This is a genomic window from Streptomyces sp. 2114.4, from assembly GCF_900187385.1.
GTDB lineage: Bacteria > Actinomycetota > Actinomycetes > Streptomycetales > Streptomycetaceae > Streptomyces > Streptomyces mooreae.
Window position 1 is genome coordinate 1432343 of the sequence record NZ_FYEY01000001.1, and the last position, 15433, is coordinate 1447775.

The 15433-nt window shown below is 72.8% G+C and carries 14 protein-coding genes; 2 read left to right on the forward strand and 12 right to left on the reverse strand.

The annotated features are described in order from the left end of the window. Positions 1-39: 39 nt before the first annotated feature. From pheT to infC, 7 genes are all read right to left on the reverse strand, one after another. On the reverse strand, positions 40-2565 hold the full coding sequence (pheT, locus tag CFW40_RS06265; protein ID WP_088796842.1) for a phenylalanine--tRNA ligase subunit beta: 2526 nt from the start codon (positions 2563-2565) through the stop codon (positions 40-42). Continuing rightward, the gene (gene pheS, locus CFW40_RS06270; RefSeq protein WP_088796843.1) at positions 2565-3689 is read right to left on the reverse strand and encodes a phenylalanine--tRNA ligase subunit alpha; all 1125 of its coding nucleotides are present in this window, start codon (positions 3687-3689) and stop codon (positions 2565-2567) included. The genes pheT and pheS overlap by 1 nt, the downstream gene beginning before the upstream one ends. Positions 3690-3903: 214 nt before the next feature. Beyond that, entirely contained in the window at positions 3904-5064 is a 1161-nt protein-coding gene (locus tag CFW40_RS06275; RefSeq protein WP_088796844.1) for a PAS domain-containing sensor histidine kinase, read from the reverse strand. Between the two features lie 83 nt (positions 5065-5147). Continuing rightward, complete coding sequence (locus CFW40_RS06280; RefSeq protein WP_088796845.1) at positions 5148-6002, reverse strand: RNA methyltransferase; 855 nt, start codon at positions 6000-6002, stop codon at positions 5148-5150. A gap of 131 nt (positions 6003-6133) precedes the next feature. Further along, a complete protein-coding gene (gene rplT, locus CFW40_RS06285; RefSeq protein ID WP_006607577.1) occupies positions 6134-6517 on the reverse strand; it encodes a 50S ribosomal protein L20 in 384 nt (127 codons plus the stop codon). A 105-nt stretch (positions 6518-6622) separates the two neighbouring features. Continuing rightward, positions 6623-6817 (reverse strand): 50S ribosomal protein L35, encoded by a 195-nt coding sequence (rpmI, locus tag CFW40_RS06290; RefSeq protein ID WP_016576627.1) that lies wholly within the window; start codon positions 6815-6817, stop codon positions 6623-6625. Positions 6818-6941: 124 nt separating this feature from the next. Further along, a complete protein-coding gene (gene infC / locus CFW40_RS06295; RefSeq protein WP_088796846.1) occupies positions 6942-7640 on the reverse strand; it encodes a translation initiation factor IF-3 in 699 nt (232 codons plus the stop codon). A 331-nt stretch (positions 7641-7971) separates the two neighbouring features. Here infC and CFW40_RS06300 point away from each other — a divergent pair, with 331 nt between their 5' ends. Then, positions 7972-8352, forward strand: a complete 381-nt coding sequence (locus CFW40_RS06300) for a DUF1844 domain-containing protein (RefSeq protein WP_086719722.1) — start codon at positions 7972-7974, stop codon at positions 8350-8352. Between the two features lie 86 nt (positions 8353-8438). Here the strand turns inward: CFW40_RS06300 and CFW40_RS06305 are convergent, their stop codons facing one another. The 4 genes from CFW40_RS06305 to CFW40_RS37860 form a co-directional block, all read right to left on the reverse strand. Beyond that, positions 8439-9212 carry an aquaporin gene (locus CFW40_RS06305; protein ID WP_088796847.1) on the reverse strand — a complete coding sequence of 258 codons (774 nt, stop codon included), beginning with the start codon at positions 9210-9212 and terminating at the stop codon, positions 8439-8441. Positions 9213-9329: 117 nt separating this feature from the next. Next, entirely contained in the window at positions 9330-10061 is a 732-nt protein-coding gene (locus CFW40_RS06310) for an SseB family protein (RefSeq protein ID WP_088796848.1), read from the reverse strand. 91 nt (positions 10062-10152) lie between these two features. Next, positions 10153-11325 (reverse strand): type VII secretion-associated serine protease mycosin, encoded by a 1173-nt coding sequence (mycP, locus tag CFW40_RS06315; RefSeq protein ID WP_088796849.1) that lies wholly within the window; start codon positions 11323-11325, stop codon positions 10153-10155. Further along, positions 11322-12605 carry a hypothetical protein gene (locus CFW40_RS37860; RefSeq protein ID WP_256331569.1) on the reverse strand — a complete coding sequence of 428 codons (1284 nt, stop codon included), beginning with the start codon at positions 12603-12605 and terminating at the stop codon, positions 11322-11324. The genes mycP and CFW40_RS37860 overlap by 4 nt, the downstream gene beginning before the upstream one ends. Positions 12606-12860: 255 nt before the next feature. Between CFW40_RS37860 and CFW40_RS06330 the strand changes: the two genes are divergently transcribed. Further along, positions 12861-14114 carry an amino acid deaminase/aldolase gene (locus CFW40_RS06330; protein WP_088796852.1) on the forward strand — a complete coding sequence of 418 codons (1254 nt, stop codon included), beginning with the start codon at positions 12861-12863 and terminating at the stop codon, positions 14112-14114. A 34-nt stretch (positions 14115-14148) separates the two neighbouring features. Here CFW40_RS06330 and CFW40_RS06335 read toward each other — a convergent pair whose 3' ends face one another. After that, complete coding sequence (locus CFW40_RS06335; RefSeq protein WP_088796853.1) at positions 14149-15417, reverse strand: haloacid dehalogenase-like hydrolase; 1269 nt, start codon at positions 15415-15417, stop codon at positions 14149-14151. Positions 15418-15433: the final 16 nt, after the last annotated feature.

Consider the following 15433-nt stretch of genomic DNA (forward strand, 5'->3'; position numbering starts at 1 on the left):
CTCAGCCTTCACGACACGCCGCCGCGGGCCATGCCCGGCTCAGCCGCGCAGCACCGCACCCGTCCGCTCCACGGCCGCCGCGACCGCCGCGTCACGGGCCGCCGAGGCCTCCTCCGCGGTCAGCGTCCGGTCGGCCGCACGGAAGCGCAGCGCATAGGCCAGCGACTTCTTGCCCGCGCCGACCTGCTCGCCGGTGAAGACGTCGAACAGCCGCAGCGATTCGAGCAGTTCACCCGCGCCACCACGCAGCGCGCCCTCCACCTCAGCGGCCGGGACGGCTTCGTCGACCACGAGGGCGACGTCCTGGGTCGCGACCGGGAAGGCCGAGATCTTCGGCGCGCGCAGCGGGCCGGCCCCGGCCCGCTCCAGGCGGTCCAGGTCGATCTCCATCGCGCAGGTGCGCTCGGGCAGGGACAGCGCCTTGATGACCCGCGGGTGCAGCTCACCGGCGTTGCCGACGAGGATCTCCTCGCCGTCGGCGACGGCGAGCAGCGCCGCGCAGCGGCCCGGGTGGAACGGCGCGTGCTGGTCCTGACGGACGATCAGCTCCACACCCGCCTCCCGCGCGACGGTGCGGCCCGCCTCGATGGCGTCCGCCCAGATCGCGGGACGTGCGTCGCCCCACCAGCCGGCCTGCTCACGGCCTCCGGCGAGCACCACGGCGGCGCGCCGCGGCTGCTGCGGGAGGGAGGCGTCCAGCGAGGCGATCTCGTCGTCGGTCGGCCGGCGGTCGACCACCAGCCGGCTGGCCGGCTGCTCGTCACCGGTCGCCCGGAAGACCGGACCGGTCTCGAAGAGCGCCAGATCGTGCGTGCCCCGGCCGTAGTTGCGGCGCAGCGCGTTCAGCAGCCCCGGGATCAGCGTCGTGCGGAGGTCGGGCTCCTCGTCGGAGAGCGGGTTGACGAGGGTGACGGCCGCGCGGCGCGGGTCGTCGGGCTCAATGCCGAGTTGGTCGAGGACGTGCGAGCCGGTGAACGGGTAGTTCAGCGCCTCGACGTAGCCGGCACCGGCCAGCGCCCGGCCGACCCTGCGGTGCAGCCGCTGACGCTCGGTCAGCCCCCGGCCGGCCGGCGGCTTCGGGAGGGTGGAGGGCAGGTTCTCGTAACCCTCCAGCCGGATGACCTCTTCCGCCAGGTCGTTGGGGTCGCTGAGGTCCGGCCGCCAGGACGGCACGGTCACGACCAGCTCGTCCTGGCCGTAGGCGTCGCAGCCGACCTGCTGGAGGCGGCGGACGACGGTCTCCCGGCCGTAGGCGACACCGGCGACCTTGTCCGGGTGGTCGGCGGAGAGGGTGATGGTGCGCGGCCCGCGGGGCGTGACGACCTCGGTGACGCCCTCCCCTGCGGTGCCGCCCGCGAGCAGCACCAGCAGATCGACGGTGCGCTGCGCCGCGGCGGACGCGGCCTCCGGGTCCACCCCGCGCTCGAAGCGCTTGGCGGCCTCCGAGGACAGCTTGTGACGGCGGGCCGTACGGGCGATGGAGAGCGCGTCGAAGTGCGCGGCCTCGATCACGACGTCGGTGGTGCCGCGCCGCTCGCCGGTCTCCGGGTCGGTGACCCCGCCCGCGATCTCGGTGTTGGCGCCGCCCATGACACCCGCGAGGCCGATGGGGCCGCGGTTGTCGGTGATGACCAGGTCCGCGGCGTCCAGCACCCGCTTGGTCCCGTCCAGGGTGGTCAGCTTCTCGCCCGCGGTCGCCCGGCGGACGCCGATCGGACCGTCCACGCTGGTGCGGTCGTAGGCGTGCAGCGGCTGGCCGAGCTCCAGCATCACGTAGTTGGTGATGTCGACGGCCAGCGAGACCGGGCGCATCCCGGCCTTCTGCAGCCGGCGCTGCATCCACAGCGGCGTACGCGCCTCGGGCTCCAGGCCGCTGACCGTACGGGCGGTGAAGCGGTCACAGCCCATCGGGTCGGAGACCTGGACGGGGTAGCCGCCGACGTTCGGCGGCGGCACGTCCAGCAGCGCCGGGTCGCGCAGCGGCAGGCCGTACGCGGTGGCGGTCTCGCGGGCCACCCCGCGCATCGACAGGCAGTAGCCGCGGTCCGGGGTGACGGCGATGTCCAGCACCTCGTCGACGAGCTCCAGCAGCTCGATCGCGTCGGTGCCGACCTCGTACTCCGGCGGCAGCACGATGATGCCGTGCGTGCCGTCGTCGCCCATGCCCAGCTCGTCGCCGGAGCAGATCATGCCGTGCGACTTCTTGCCGTACGTCTTGCGCGCGGCGATCTTGAAGTCACCGGGCAGCACGGCGCCGGGGAGGACCACCACGACCTTGTCGCCGACGGCGAAGTTCCGCGCGCCGCAGACGATTTCCTGGGGCTCACCGGTGCCGTTGGCCTGGCCGACGTCGACCGTGCAGAAGCGGATCGGCTTCTTGAAGCCCTCCAGCTCCTCGATGGTCAGCACCTGGCCGACGACGAGCGGGCCCTTGAGGCCCTCGCCCAGCCGCTCGACGGTCTCGACCTCCAGGCCGACGGCGATGAGCTTGGCCTGTACGTCCCGGCCGGTCTCCGTCGCCGGCAGGTCGACGTACTCCCGCAGCCAAGAAAGCGGGACCCGCATCAGATCTCCATCCCGAACGGCCGGGTGAACCGGACGTCGCCTTCGAACATGTCACGCATGTCTTCCACGTTGTGCCGGAACATCAGCATCCGGTCGATGCCGAACCCGAAGGCGAAGCCGCTGTACTTCTCCGGGTCGACGCCACAGGCGATGAGCACCTTGGGGTTGACCATTCCGCAGCCGCCGAGCTCGATCCAGCCCTCGCTGGAGCAGGTGCGGCAGGGCCGGTCGGGGTTGCCCACGGACTCGCCACGGCAGACGTAGCAGACCATGTCCATCTCGGCGGACGGCTCGGTGAACGGGAAGTAGTTCGGCCGCAGCCGGGTCTTCATGTCCGGGCCGAACAGCGCCCGGACCATGTGGTCGAGGGTGCCCTTGAGGTCGGCCATGGTCAGGCCCTCGTCGACGGCCAGCAGCTCGATCTGGTGGAAGACCGGGGAGTGCGTGGCGTCCAGCTCGTCGGTGCGGTAGACCCGCCCCGGGCAGACGACGTAGACGGGCGGCTCGCGGTCGACCAGCGTACGGGCCTGCACCGGCGAGGTGTGGGTGCGCAGCACGACGCCGGACTCGTCGCCCTCGGTCCCGTTGCCCTGGACGAAGAAGGTGTCCTGCATCTGGCGCGCCGGGTGGTCGGGCACGAAGTTCAGGGCGTCGAAGTTGAACCACTCCGCCTCGACCTCGGGGCCCTCGGCGACCTCGTAGCCCATGGCCACGAAGACGTCCGCGACCCGCTCCATGAAGGTGGTCAGCGGGTGCCGGGCGCCGGCCGGGGTGCGGTCGTAGGGCAGCGTGACATCCACCGCCTCCTCGACCAGCACGCGGGCATCGCGCTCCGCCTCCAGCTCCTCCTGGCGGGCCTTGAGTGCCTGGTTCACCCGGCCGCGGGCCTGGCCGACGCGCTTGCCGGCGTCCGCCTTGGCGTGCGGGGGCAGGGCGCCGATCTCACGGTTGGCGAGCGCGAGCGGCGAGCGGTCGCCGGTGTGCGCGACCTTCACCTCACGCAGCGCCTCCAGACCGTCCGCGGCGGCGATGGCGGCCAGCGCCTCGTCCAGCCGTGCGGCGATCGCTTCCGGTTTCAGGGCTTCGACCTCGACAGGGTCGTACGACTTATTGGGTGCGGACATCTCTTCCCGTGCTTCCGGTGGACTGGCTTGGCTTGGCTCGCGTCGCCTCGGCTCTTCGCTCACAAACGTCGATGACGAACGTCGATCACGAACGGGCGATGCCGAGCCCGCGTGTGCCCGCGATGCCTGTGCGCCAAAGGTGCCAAAGGTCAAGTCTAAGGGGGACGGGCCGCGCGGCCGGTCCGCGCCCCCGCGGGGCGCCTGCCGCTTCCTCTCAGGCCATGAAGGCCGGGGCCGCGACAGGCAGGCTAAATCGGAACTGGGCGCCGCCGGCCGGGGCACGGCCGACCGTGATCGTCCCGCCGTGCGCCTCGACGATGCCCTTGACGATATAGAGGCCCAGGCCGGTGCCGCCGCGCTTGCTGCCCCGCCAGAAGCGGGTGAACACGCGGCTCATCGACTCCTCCGGGATGCCGGGGCCCTCGTCGCTCACGGTGACGCTCGTCCCCTCTCCGCTGGTCGTATCCGCTACCGGTCCGACCTCGATGGTGACGGTTCCCTCGCCGTGGCGCACCGCGTTTTCCAGCAGGTTGCCCAGCACTTGGTCCACTTTGTCCGGGTCCGCCCACAGATCGGGCAGGGGCTCCAGCATCCGGATCAGGAAGCGGTCCGGGCGCTGGCCGGCGGTGGTCTGCGCCTGGACGTGCCGGCGGACCGCGGCGCTCATGTCGACCCGCTGGCGGCGCACCTCCAGCCGCCCGGAGTCGATCCGGGAGATGTCCAGCAGCTCGGCGATCAGCCGGGTGACGCGGTTGGCGTCGGCGTCCACCGTCTCCAGCATCAGCCGCTTCTGGTCGTCGGTGAAGCGTTCCCACTTCTGGAGGAGGGTGGCCGTGAACCCCTTGACGGAGGTCAGCGGTGAGCGCAGTTCATGGGCGACGGTGGCGATCAGCTCGGCGTGGCTGAGCTCCGTACGGCGCCGGGCCTCGGTGCCGCGCAGCGCGATCACCAGCCGCTGGACCGGCCCGGTCGGCCGGCTGCGGACATAGCGGGCGGAGACCAGCACCTCACGGCCCCCGAGCAGAAGGTTGCGCTCGGGCTGGCCGCGGCGGATGGCGAGCCCGCCGTAGGGGTCGGTGAGCCGCCACCAGCGGCGGCCCTCGATGTCCTGCAGCGGCAGGGCGTGCTCCAGGGGGCGGCCGAGCGCGTCGCCGGGGCGGATGTCGGTGATCTTGGCCGCCGCGGCGTTGAAGCAGATCACCCGCCCGGTCTCGTCGGCGACCACCAGGCCGTCGGGCAGATCGTCGGGATCCACCCCGAGACCGGCGTCCAGGGCGCCCGGTCCCGCGGCAGCGGTGGACGACGGCCCGCGTGCCGGTCCGTCGGACGGGCAGCTGTCAGCGGTGGCTGCGGTGCCGGAAGTCCTCACATCCATCCCCGTTACCCCCTTCCGGGCCCCCGAGCACGCAAGCCTACTAGTTCGCCTCGATGGCGCCGCGGAGTTCGCGAGGACGCCCCTCAGGCGGGTGACACCGCGCGGCAGCCGCCGGGGCTGCGCTGGGCCCGGGCGGAAGCGTAGAGGCAGACCGCGGCCGCCGTCGCGAGGTTGAGGCTTTCGGCCCTGCCGTGGATGGGGACCCGCACCACCGCGTCCGCCAGCGCCCGGGTCTCCTCCGGCAGGCCCCAGGCCTCGTTGCCGAAGACCCAGGCGGTGGGCCCGCCCATCGAGCCGGTGTCCAGCTCGGCGTCCAGGTCACGGTCGCCCGCACCGTCCGCGGCGAGGATCCGCACACCCGCGGCCTGCAGCCCGCTCACCACCCGCTCGACCGGTACGCCCACCGCGACCGGGAGGTGGAAGAGCGAACCCACCGACGCCCGTACGGACTTGGGGTTGTACAGGTCCACGGAGGCGTCCGTCAGCACGACGGCGTCCGCGCCGGCGGCGTCCGCGCAGCGCAGCACCGTACCGGCGTTGCCGGGGTCACGGACGTTGGCGAGCACCGCGATCAGCTGCGGGCGGGCGGCCAGGATCTCCTCGAACGGCGAATCGAGGAAGCCGCAGACGCCGAGCAGGCCCTGCGGGGTGACGGTCTGGGAGATGTCGGCGACGGTCCGGTCGTCGGCGAAGTGGACCCGCACCCCGGCCGCGCGGGCCGCCTCGACGATCTCGGTGTGCCGCTCGGCCGCCTCGACCGTGGCGAACAGCTCGGTCAGGGTGGGCACCCCGCCCGTGCGGTGCGCGATCGCCTCCCGTACGGCCTGCGGGCCCTCGGCGATGAACCGGCGCTCCTTGCCGCGGAAGGCGCGGCGGGCCAGCCGCCGGGCGGCGGTGACGCGCGGGGAACGCGGGGAGATCAGCTCGGGGGTGCCCATGGGCGGCGGCTCGCTTCTGTGGTTCGGTGCGTGGGGGCCGGTCTGCGGACGGGACCTGGCCGGTCCGGAAAAGCGGCGGACCCGCAGGCCGGGGCCTGCGGGTCCGCGTCATCACGTCGTCAGGCTGAAGTTCAGGCAGCCTTCGGGGCGTTGACGTCGCTCGGAAGCGCCTTCTGGGCAACCTCGACGAGCGCGGCGAACGCGTTGGCGTCCGTCACCGCGAGGTCGGCCAGGATCTTGCGGTCCACCTCGATGTTGGCGGCCTTCAGACCCTGGATGAAGCGGTTGTAGGTCATGCCGTTGGCGCGGGCAGCGGCGTTGATGCGCTGGATCCACAGCTGACGGAAGTCGCCCTTGCGCTTCTTGCGGTCGTTGTAGTTGTAGACGAGGGAGTGGGTGACCTGCTCCTTCGCCTTGCGGTACAGGCGCGAGCGCTGGCCGCGGTAGCCGCTGGCCTGCTCGAGGATCGCCCGGCGCTTCTTGTGGGCGTTGACTGCCCGCTTGACGCGTGCCACTTGTTAACTCCTTGTAGCGGGGCCGTGGTTGTCGTCACACGGCCCGAATCGATTGGGTCCCGGTCCGAGTCGCGCGCCCCCTCCTGTTCAGTGGGGCGCGGCGGCTCACTTGCCGAGAAGCTTCTTGATCTTCGCGGCGTCGCCCGGGGCCATCTCGGCGTTGCCGGTGAGGCGACGCGTCACACGGGACGACTTGTGCTCGAGCAGGTGGCGCTTGCCGGCGCGCTCACGCAGCACCTTGCCGGAGCCGGTGACCTTGAAGCGCTTGCTGGCACCGCTGTGCGTCTTGTTCTTCGGCATGCGCCGTTCTCTCCTCGTCAGGGGCGCTCCCGCAGGCGTGAACCGGCGAGCGGGAGCGTCATGTATGTCGATTGCTGTCCGGGGCGGGGTGCCCCGGCGTGAACCGGGGCTCACGCCTCGGGGATCACGCCTGGGCGTGCTCCTCGGTGGGCTCCTCGGCGGGCTCGTCCGCGGCCGCCCCGCTCTGGCGCTCCGCCTTGCGGGCGGCCTGCGCCTCGCGGGCCTCGGCCATCGCCTCGGTCTTCTTCTTGTGCGGACCGAGGACCATGATCATGTTTCGGCCGTCCTGCTTCGGATTCGACTCGATGAAGCCGAGGTCCTCCACGTCGGACGCGAGCCGCTGCAGCAGCCGGAAGCCCAGCTCGGGGCGGGACTGCTCGCGACCACGGAACATGATCGTGATCTTGACCTTGTCACCCTGCTTGAGGAACCGGACGACGTGACCCTTTTTGGTGTCGTAGTCGTGCGGGTCGATCTTCGGCCGGAGCTTCATCTCCTTGATGACCGTGTGCGCCTGGTTCTTGCGCGCCTCACGGGCCTTCATGGCCGACTCGTACTTGAACTTCCCGTAGTCCATGAGCTTGCAGACGGGCGGGCGAGCGTTCGCCGCCACCTCGACCAGGTCGAGGTCGTACTCCTGAGCAAGCTCAAGGGCCTTGGCAAGCGGAACAATCCCGACCTGCTCGCCGCTGGGACCGACAAGTCGCACTTCGGGAACGCGAATCCGGTCGTTGATGCGGGGCTCGGCGCTGATGGATCCTCCTCGGTAGCACCACGCGACGGCCTGGCGGACTGCCGCGTAACGTCTTTTCGGTGTGACCAACCGCGCGGTACATGAAAAATGCCCCGGACGGGACACAGGCGGGGCTCCACATAGATCTGGAGCACCGTCGCGAAGTCTCCGCGGGGCGCAGCCGGACCGTTGACCCGCCAACCTGAGGTCGGCCGGGTGGGAGATCGGAGCCTCCACTTGTGGGCCGGTCACATGCGTGTCCGGCCGGTCGGAACACCAGAATACACGAGTCAAGAGGTGGCACCCACTCCTGTGCCGGTACTGCCGTGCCCCGGGCCCGGGAGGACACTCCCGGACGCGGGGACCGGGCCCCCTGCCCATAGGCTGGAGCCGACCCCTCAGCAGGAAGAAGCCCGAAGACATGAGCGACCAGACACCGCAGCAGCCCGACGCGCCGGACGCGGCGAACCCTGACTTCGACTCCATGACCCGCGACATCGCCGAGGTGCCGGCGGTCGAGGTGATCACCACGGTCGCGGTGCATCTGATGAGTTCGGCGGCGGTCAACCTCGGGCTCGCCGAGGAGGGCGCGGCGCACAAGGACCTGGACGAGGCGCGCAAGCTCATCCAGGCGCTGGCCGGGCTGGTCACCGCCAGCGCCACCGAGATCGGCTCATACCACGCGGCGCCGCTGCGGGATGGCCTGAAGTCGCTGCAGCTGGCGTTCCGCGAGGCCTCGGTCGTGCCGGACGAGCCGGGCCAGGGTCCCGGGGAGAAGTTCACCGGGCCGGTCTACGGCTGAGCCGCGCCACTACGGCATACCGGCGACGAGCCCCGGCCCGGGAAGGGCCGGGGCTCGTCGTGTGCCGGGGGCGGGGCGCCGGCCGGTCAGTCGGATTCGGCCCGGGATTCCGTGGTGGCCTCGGGCGGCACCGCGTCGTCGGCGACGAGGACCGGCTCGTGCGGCGGATGGGTGATCTGGTGCACCACCGCCGCGATGGCGCCGCCGATCAGTGGCGCGACGATGAACAGCCACAGCTGGGTGATGGCCCCGCCGCCCGCGAACAGCGCCGGGCCGATGGAGCGCGCCGGGTTCACGGAGGTGCCGTCCAGGGGGATGCCGATGAGGTGGACGGTGGCCAGGGCCAGTCCGATCGCCATCCCGTTGAAGCCGATCACGGCCACCTTGTGGGTGACCGACAGCCACACGTAGACCAGCAGGAAGGTCATCACCATCTCGGCGACGAACGCGCCGCCGAGGTTGAGGTGCACCGCCGAGCGGTCGCCCCAGCCATTGGTGCCGAAGGACCCATGGGTCTGCAGCCCCGGGACCTGCCGGGCCACCAGGAAGAGCAGCGCCGAGCCGACGATGGCGCCGACCACCTGGGCGATCCAGTATTCGGCGGCGGTCCGCAGGGTGAGCCTGCGGGCCAGCAGCATGCCCAGCGTCACCGCGGGGTTGAGATGGCAGCCCGAGATCGGGCCGAGGGCGTAGGCAAGCGCCACCATGGTGAAGCCGAAGGCCAGGGCGATGCCGAAGGTGCCGATGTATTCGCCCGCCAGCACGGCCGAGCCGACGGCGAAGAACACCAGGAGCAGCGTGCCGAGGAACTCGGATACGACCGTGCGGGTCAGTACCTTCGAGATCTCCGTTTTCTCCATGGGGGGCTCTCCTCGCGTGGATCTTGAGCTCTCCTCGCATTGTGCGTCCCTGGAGACGAACGCGCCCGTCGGCGGCCCGGGGCCCACTCGTCGCATCCGGGCCCCGGCGGTGGTGGGTCAGCGCCGGTAGAGGGGTTCTCCGGCCGTCGTGGCGCCGGGCGGCAGGAGGGCCAGGTCCAGGCCCTTCACGAGCCGGGCACGAAGGACCTCGTCGGCGGCCAGCGACCGGGCCAGCCGCTGGGCGACCTCGGCGGCCGGGGCATCCGGGGCGAGGCCCAAAGCCAGGGTGGCGTCGGTTTCGCCGGACGGGGCGAGACGGGCGACGAGCACGCCGGGCTCGGCGTCGAGGAGGGCACGCAGCGCGTCGGTGACGGCCGGGTCGGCGAGCGGGTCGGCGCTCGTCCGGCCCTCGGCCAGGGCGCGCAGGGCCGGACCGGTGAGCTGGTAGGTGACCGGGCCCGCCAGGTCGACGACGACCGTGTCGGCCTTCTCGTGGGACGCGGCGAGCAGCGCCTGCTGCAGCGGGACCGCGACGGGGCGGGCGTCGCCGCGCCAGCGCTGAAGTGACTCCATGCAGGTGAAGGCGGGCAGGGCGCGGCGCCCGTCGGGGGCCTGGAGGGTGGGGACGGCCATATCGCTGGTCTTTTCGCGGCGCAGGCCGTCGGGGCCGGTCTCCACCTCGCCGAGGACCGCCACCACGGGCACCAGGACGCGCGCGCCGGCCAGCGCCGACAGGAGCTGGGGCTCGGCGGCCCGGTCCGCCCCGTACGCCGCCAGGGCTGCCGCGAGCGCGGCGTCGGCGGAGCCGTCGTCGTCGGAGAAACCGGGGTCCGGGATGTTCTTCTGCACGGGGTGAGCGTATCGGCCGGTGACGGTGCCTTTTCGGGGGCGGTGCCGTTGACGTGCGGTCCGGTGGGTCCGGCGCGGTGGGCGGGGCCGGTCAGTGGTGCGCGGGGCGGCGGCGCCAGAGGACGACGGCGGCCGTGAGGAAGGCCAGACCCGCGGTGCCGGCGGCCCAGGGCAGCCAGTCGGTGGGGGTGTCCCCGTCGTCGTCGGCGGTGGGGCCGGGGCCGAAGTAGCGGGTGGCGTAGCCGGCGGGGGCCGGCTTCTGCGGGGTGGGCTTGAGGTCCGCCGCGGCGTCGAGGGCGGCGGCCGGGTCGATCAGGCCGGCGCCGTAGTCGTCGTCGCGGCCGCCCTTGGGGTGGTCCTGGGCGGTGGAGGTCAGCAGGCGGCGGATCTGGTCCGGGCTCAGACCGGGGTGTGCGGAGCGGATCAGGGCGACGGCCGCGGAGACGAACGCGGCGGCGGGGCTGGTGCCCCAGCCCGAGAGGTAGCCGTCGTCGTTGTCGGCCATGACGATGTCGAAGCCGGGGGCGCTGACCGTGGCGTACCAGTGCCGGGTGGAGAACCGGGCCCGGCCCCCCAGGTGGGTGACGGCGGTGGCCGCGATGACGCCCGGGTAGGCGGCGGGGTAGGAGACGTGGTTGCCCTTCTGGCCGCCGTTGCCCGCGGAGGCGACGACGGGGATGCCCTTGCCGAGGGCGTACTGGATGGCGGCGTCCTCGCGTGGTTCGGGGTGCGCGGACTCGCTGTCGTCGCCCAGCGACATATTGATCACGTCGGCGCCGTGGTCGGCGGCCCAGCGGATGCCGTCGGCGAGCGCCCCCGCCTTCTCGGTGCGGGCCCGCTCGCGCTGGGTGTCGTTGTCTTCGAGGATCACCCGGACCGGCAGGATCTTGGCGGCCGGGGCGAGCCCGAGCACTCCGCTGTCGCGGCCGTTCGCGCCGTGGCCGTGCCCCGCGATGATGCTGGCCATGCCGGTGCCGTGCCGGGCCCAGGCGGAGTCGCCCGGCCCGGCGCCGAAGCCGACCAGGTCCTGCTCGGGCAGCACCTGTCCTTCCAGGTCGGGGTGGTTGGCGTCCACACCGGTGTCCAGGACGGCGACGGTGACGCCCTCGCCCTTGGTGGTGCGCCAGGCCTGCTGGGCGTGGACGGCCTGGAGGGCCCACTCCTGGGCGCGGAGGGCATCGGCCCCGGCGGGGACGGCGGGCAGTGCGGCGAGCACCGCCGAGGCCAGCGCGAGGGCGGTGCCACGCCGCACGGACTGCGTCATGACGAGGCCTGCCTTGTCGGGGTCGGGCGGCCGGCCGCCTTGCGGAAGTCCGCCTCGATGCGGTCCGCCAGGTCCTTCGCGTCGTGGCCCAGTCCGGATTCGGCCGGGGCGGTGGTGGTACCGGGCCGGACCGCGGCCTCGGCGGGCTGTGGCGCGGTGAACGTGCGGCCGTCGGCGAACCCGGAGACGGCGTAGACGACGGCCGGGATGTCGGTGAGCACCCGCACGGTCCAGCTGGCCCGCTGGGCGGGCCCGAAGTCCTCGGCCACGGTGCCCTTGGCCGCGTACGGCAGCGGCATCAGGTCCGTGCGGGTGCCCAGGTTCTTGCTGCTGAAGCGGGTGTGGAGCGCCGTCATTGCGGCCGGGGCGGCCTTGGTGGTCTGCGCGCCGACCGTGATGACGGCGCTGCGGGTGGCGTCGACGTAGGTGGCGCGCAGCAGCCGGACACAGCCTGCCGGGGCGAGCGCGGCGGCGAGCTCGGTGTCGTAGGCGCCGGAGCAGCCGGTGTCGGGGGCGACGGCGATCCGGGTCCAGGTCCGGTCGGCGCCTCCGGGGCCGGCGCCCAGGCCTTTGACAGTGCGGGGGAAGAGCGTGTCGACGGGGGTGTCGTGCCAGACGTCGCGGCCCTTGGCGAAGACGGCCTCGGCCGTGGGTGCGGCGCCGGAGGCGTCCCCGGTGAGCCAACTTCCCGCCACCGCACCGCCGATGAGGCCGATGCCGAGGATCAGGCAGGCCGCGGCGGTGAGCACCCGGGCGCCGGGGCGGCGGAAGGGGGCGGCCGGTGCGCCGGTCCCGTGCACCGCTCCCGGGCGAGGGAGGGGAGTACGGGGCCACGGCACCGGTGCCGGGCGCCCGGCGGTGCGTGCACCGGGGCCGCTCCACAGGTCCTGGCTGTGGGCCAGGTGGAAGGCGGCGGTGTCACGGAAGGCGGGGGGCTGCGAGGGGCCGGGGACGGCCGGTCCGGTGGGGGCCCCTCCCGTAGGGGCCGGGGAGCCGGGGGCACGGTCCGGGCGGGGCGGCAGCGGCGCGCCGGCGGCGGGGGGCCCCGCGCAAGGCGGGGCGGCGGGGCGGGGCGGCACGGGGAGCGGGCCGGTGGCGGCCGGGGCGGCGGGCGCGGACGGCGGCAGGGGTGGCATGGGCGGCACCCGGCGCAGCACGGCCGTCTGCGGGTCGTCGGCCGGCCGCGCCCCGGGTCCAGCGGCCGCGGCGGGCCGCCGGGGTGGCTTGGGGGGCATGGGCGGGGCGGGTTGCGCATCGGCGAATTCCGCGTCGGTGCTCACCCGCGCTCCCCCTTGCGCCGCTGGCCTCCGGGCCCGATCCGCAATCGGGGCACGGTGGTTCGTATCCGGACAACACGCCGCTGACCTGCTGGTTGCGGTGTTCGAGTCACTGTAAGCGCTGACGCCGTCGGTGCTCCAACCCATGTCCGCTCTGTCGCAAACTCCCCTCTACCCGCCGGTAGGGGCATCTCCCCCAGTGGCAGGGGCGCCGACCGCGCCCTTTTGGCAGGGGGGAAGCTCTGGCAGGCTGCGGCCATGCCCCCGCACACAGTCGAAACCCCTGACGGCACGGCCCCTCACCGGGCCCACCACCCGGCCGGTCAGACCCCGTTCGACCGGGCCACCGCCCATCTCGACGCGCCGCTGGCCGTCGTCGATCTGCAGGCCTTCGACGCCAACGCCGCCGATCTGGTGCGCCGTTCGAAGGGCAAGCCGATCCGGGTGGCGAGCAAGTCGGTGCGCTGCCGGGCGTTGCTGGAGCGGGTGCTGGCGCGCGACGGCTTCGCGGGGATCATGAGTTTCACGCTCGCCGAGTCGCTGTGGCTGGCGCGCTCGGGCTTCCCGGACGTCCTGCTGGCCTATCCGTCGGTGGACCGGGCGGGCTTCGCCGAGCTGACCGGCGACGCGCACCTCGCGGCCGCGGTGACGGTGATGGTCGACGACCCGGTACAGCTGGATCTGATCGACGCGGCCCGGCCGGCCGGCGGGGCGGGTGAGGAGGTGCGGGTGTGCCTGGAACTCGACACCTCCTACCGGCTGATGGGCGGGAAGGTGCGGGTCGGTGCCCGCCGTTCACCGCTGCGGACGCCCGACCGGCTGGCGGCGCTGGCCCGGACGGTGGTGCGCCGCCCCGGTTTCCGGCTGGTGGGGCTGATGGCGTACGAGGGGCATGTGGCCGGTGTGGGCGACGACGTCGCCGGCAAGCCGGTGTTCTCGCGGACGATCCGGATGATGCAGGCGGCGGCCCGCAAGGAGCTGGCGCGGCGCCGCTGGGAGGCGGTACGGGCGGTACGGGCGGTGGCACCGCGCCTGGAGTTCGTCAACGGCGGCGGGACCGGCAGTGTGCAGCACACCGCGGCGGAGGCGGCGGTCACCGAGATCGCGGCCGGGTCGGGGCTGTATGTGCCCCGGCTGTTCGACAACTTCCGTTCGTTCAGCGGTCGTCCGGCGGCGCTGTTCGCCCAGCCCGTGGTGCGCCGCCCGGGCCCCGGGGTGGTCACGGTGCTGGGCGGCGGCTATCCGGCGTCAGGGGTGGCGGGTCCCGACCGGCTGCCGGTGCCGTATCTGCCGGCCGGGCTGCGCTACGACCCGCAGGAGGGCCCCGGCGAGGTGCAGACGCCGTTGCTGGGTCCGGCCGCCGACGGTCTGCGGATCGGCGACAAGGTGTGGTTCCGGCACGCCAAGGCCGGTGAACTGTGTGAGCGGTTCGACCAGCTGCAGTTGATCGACGGGGAGCGGGTGGTGGGGACGGTGCCGACGTACCGCGGGGAGGGCCGCACCTTTCTCTGACCGGTGCGGCCCTCCCCCGTACGGAGCCGGTGGCTCAGTACACCGTGTCCTGCTGGTCCGGGATCACCGAGCCGTCGGGGCGGTGAATCGGGGCGAGGGTGCCGTCCGGCTGGAGGTAGCCGGCGGTCGAGCACGGGTACGCGTCGGTCTTGCGCTTCTTCGGCTCGATGAACATCGGGTTGACGACCCAGCGGTGGTCGCTGTTGTCGTACGCCCGGCACATCAGCTCGGTCTTGTTGCGGTTGATGGCCAGGTGGCCGGCGGTGGCATCGCCGACGAACGTCACATCGGTCTCGGCGTCACCCGCCGCGAAGGCGGGGCGGTGCGCCGGGTCCTGCTGCTGCCAGGCCTTGGCGCCCTTGACGTGGTAGATCTCCTGGTTGATCCAGCAGCGCTTGCCGTCCATGTACGTCAGGACCTCGCCGTTGGTGTCCTTGACGTCGCCGCAGCCCTGGACGCCGGTGGTGAGCCGGCCGTCGCGGACGATGTTGCGGATGCCGACGGTGTGGTCACGGTCGATGCCCACACCGGGCGCCCAGGCGCGCACCAGCGGCTCGGCGGACGCCGAGACGATGTAGACGTCGAAGCCGGCCTTCTTGAGGGTGCCGATGAGGTCGCGCTGCTGCTCGTAGTAGCGGATGTATCCGGCCCACTTGTGCGTGCCGACCGTCTGCTCCGTACCGATCGGCGCGGCGAGGTTCTGCTTGCGCGCCTTGGCGGCGTACGAGGTCAGGGTGTCCGGGCTGTGCCCGGCGAACAGCTGGGTGATCCAGACGTAGGAGGGCACCGTGCGCCGGTGGTTCCATTCCCCCGCGAACGCGGGCTTGCCGTCCGAGGTCTTCTCGTCGTTGTAGACGTCGAGGATCTCGTCGGTGCAGCCGGTGTCGGTGGACGTCGGCAGCGGGCGGCCGGCCGGTACGGAGGTGCCGCAGGCCTTGGTGAGCGCGGCAGCCGCGTCGTCGGTCAGCCACTTGTTGGTGGCCTTCCAGCTGGCGGGGCGCAGCACCTTGTCGTGCCGCAGCATCCAGGCCAGCGTGGCGTCGGAGATGTCGTTCTTGACGACGGTGTTGTCCCAGTCGAAGGTGGCGACCGGCCGGGCGCCGTGGGAGCCGGCGCAGCTGCCCCGCTCGTCGATCATTTTCTGCAGCTTGGCACGGTTGTCGCCGTACCAGCCCTTGGTGACGTGGAGGGTGGGGCACTGACGCGGTGCCGGGCCCGCCGTGGCCGTCTGGGCGGCCACGACGCCGCCTCCCACGACCGCGAGGGCGGCACCTGCTGCCAACCAGCGACGTTTGGTGAGCATGGAACGCACTCCTGTC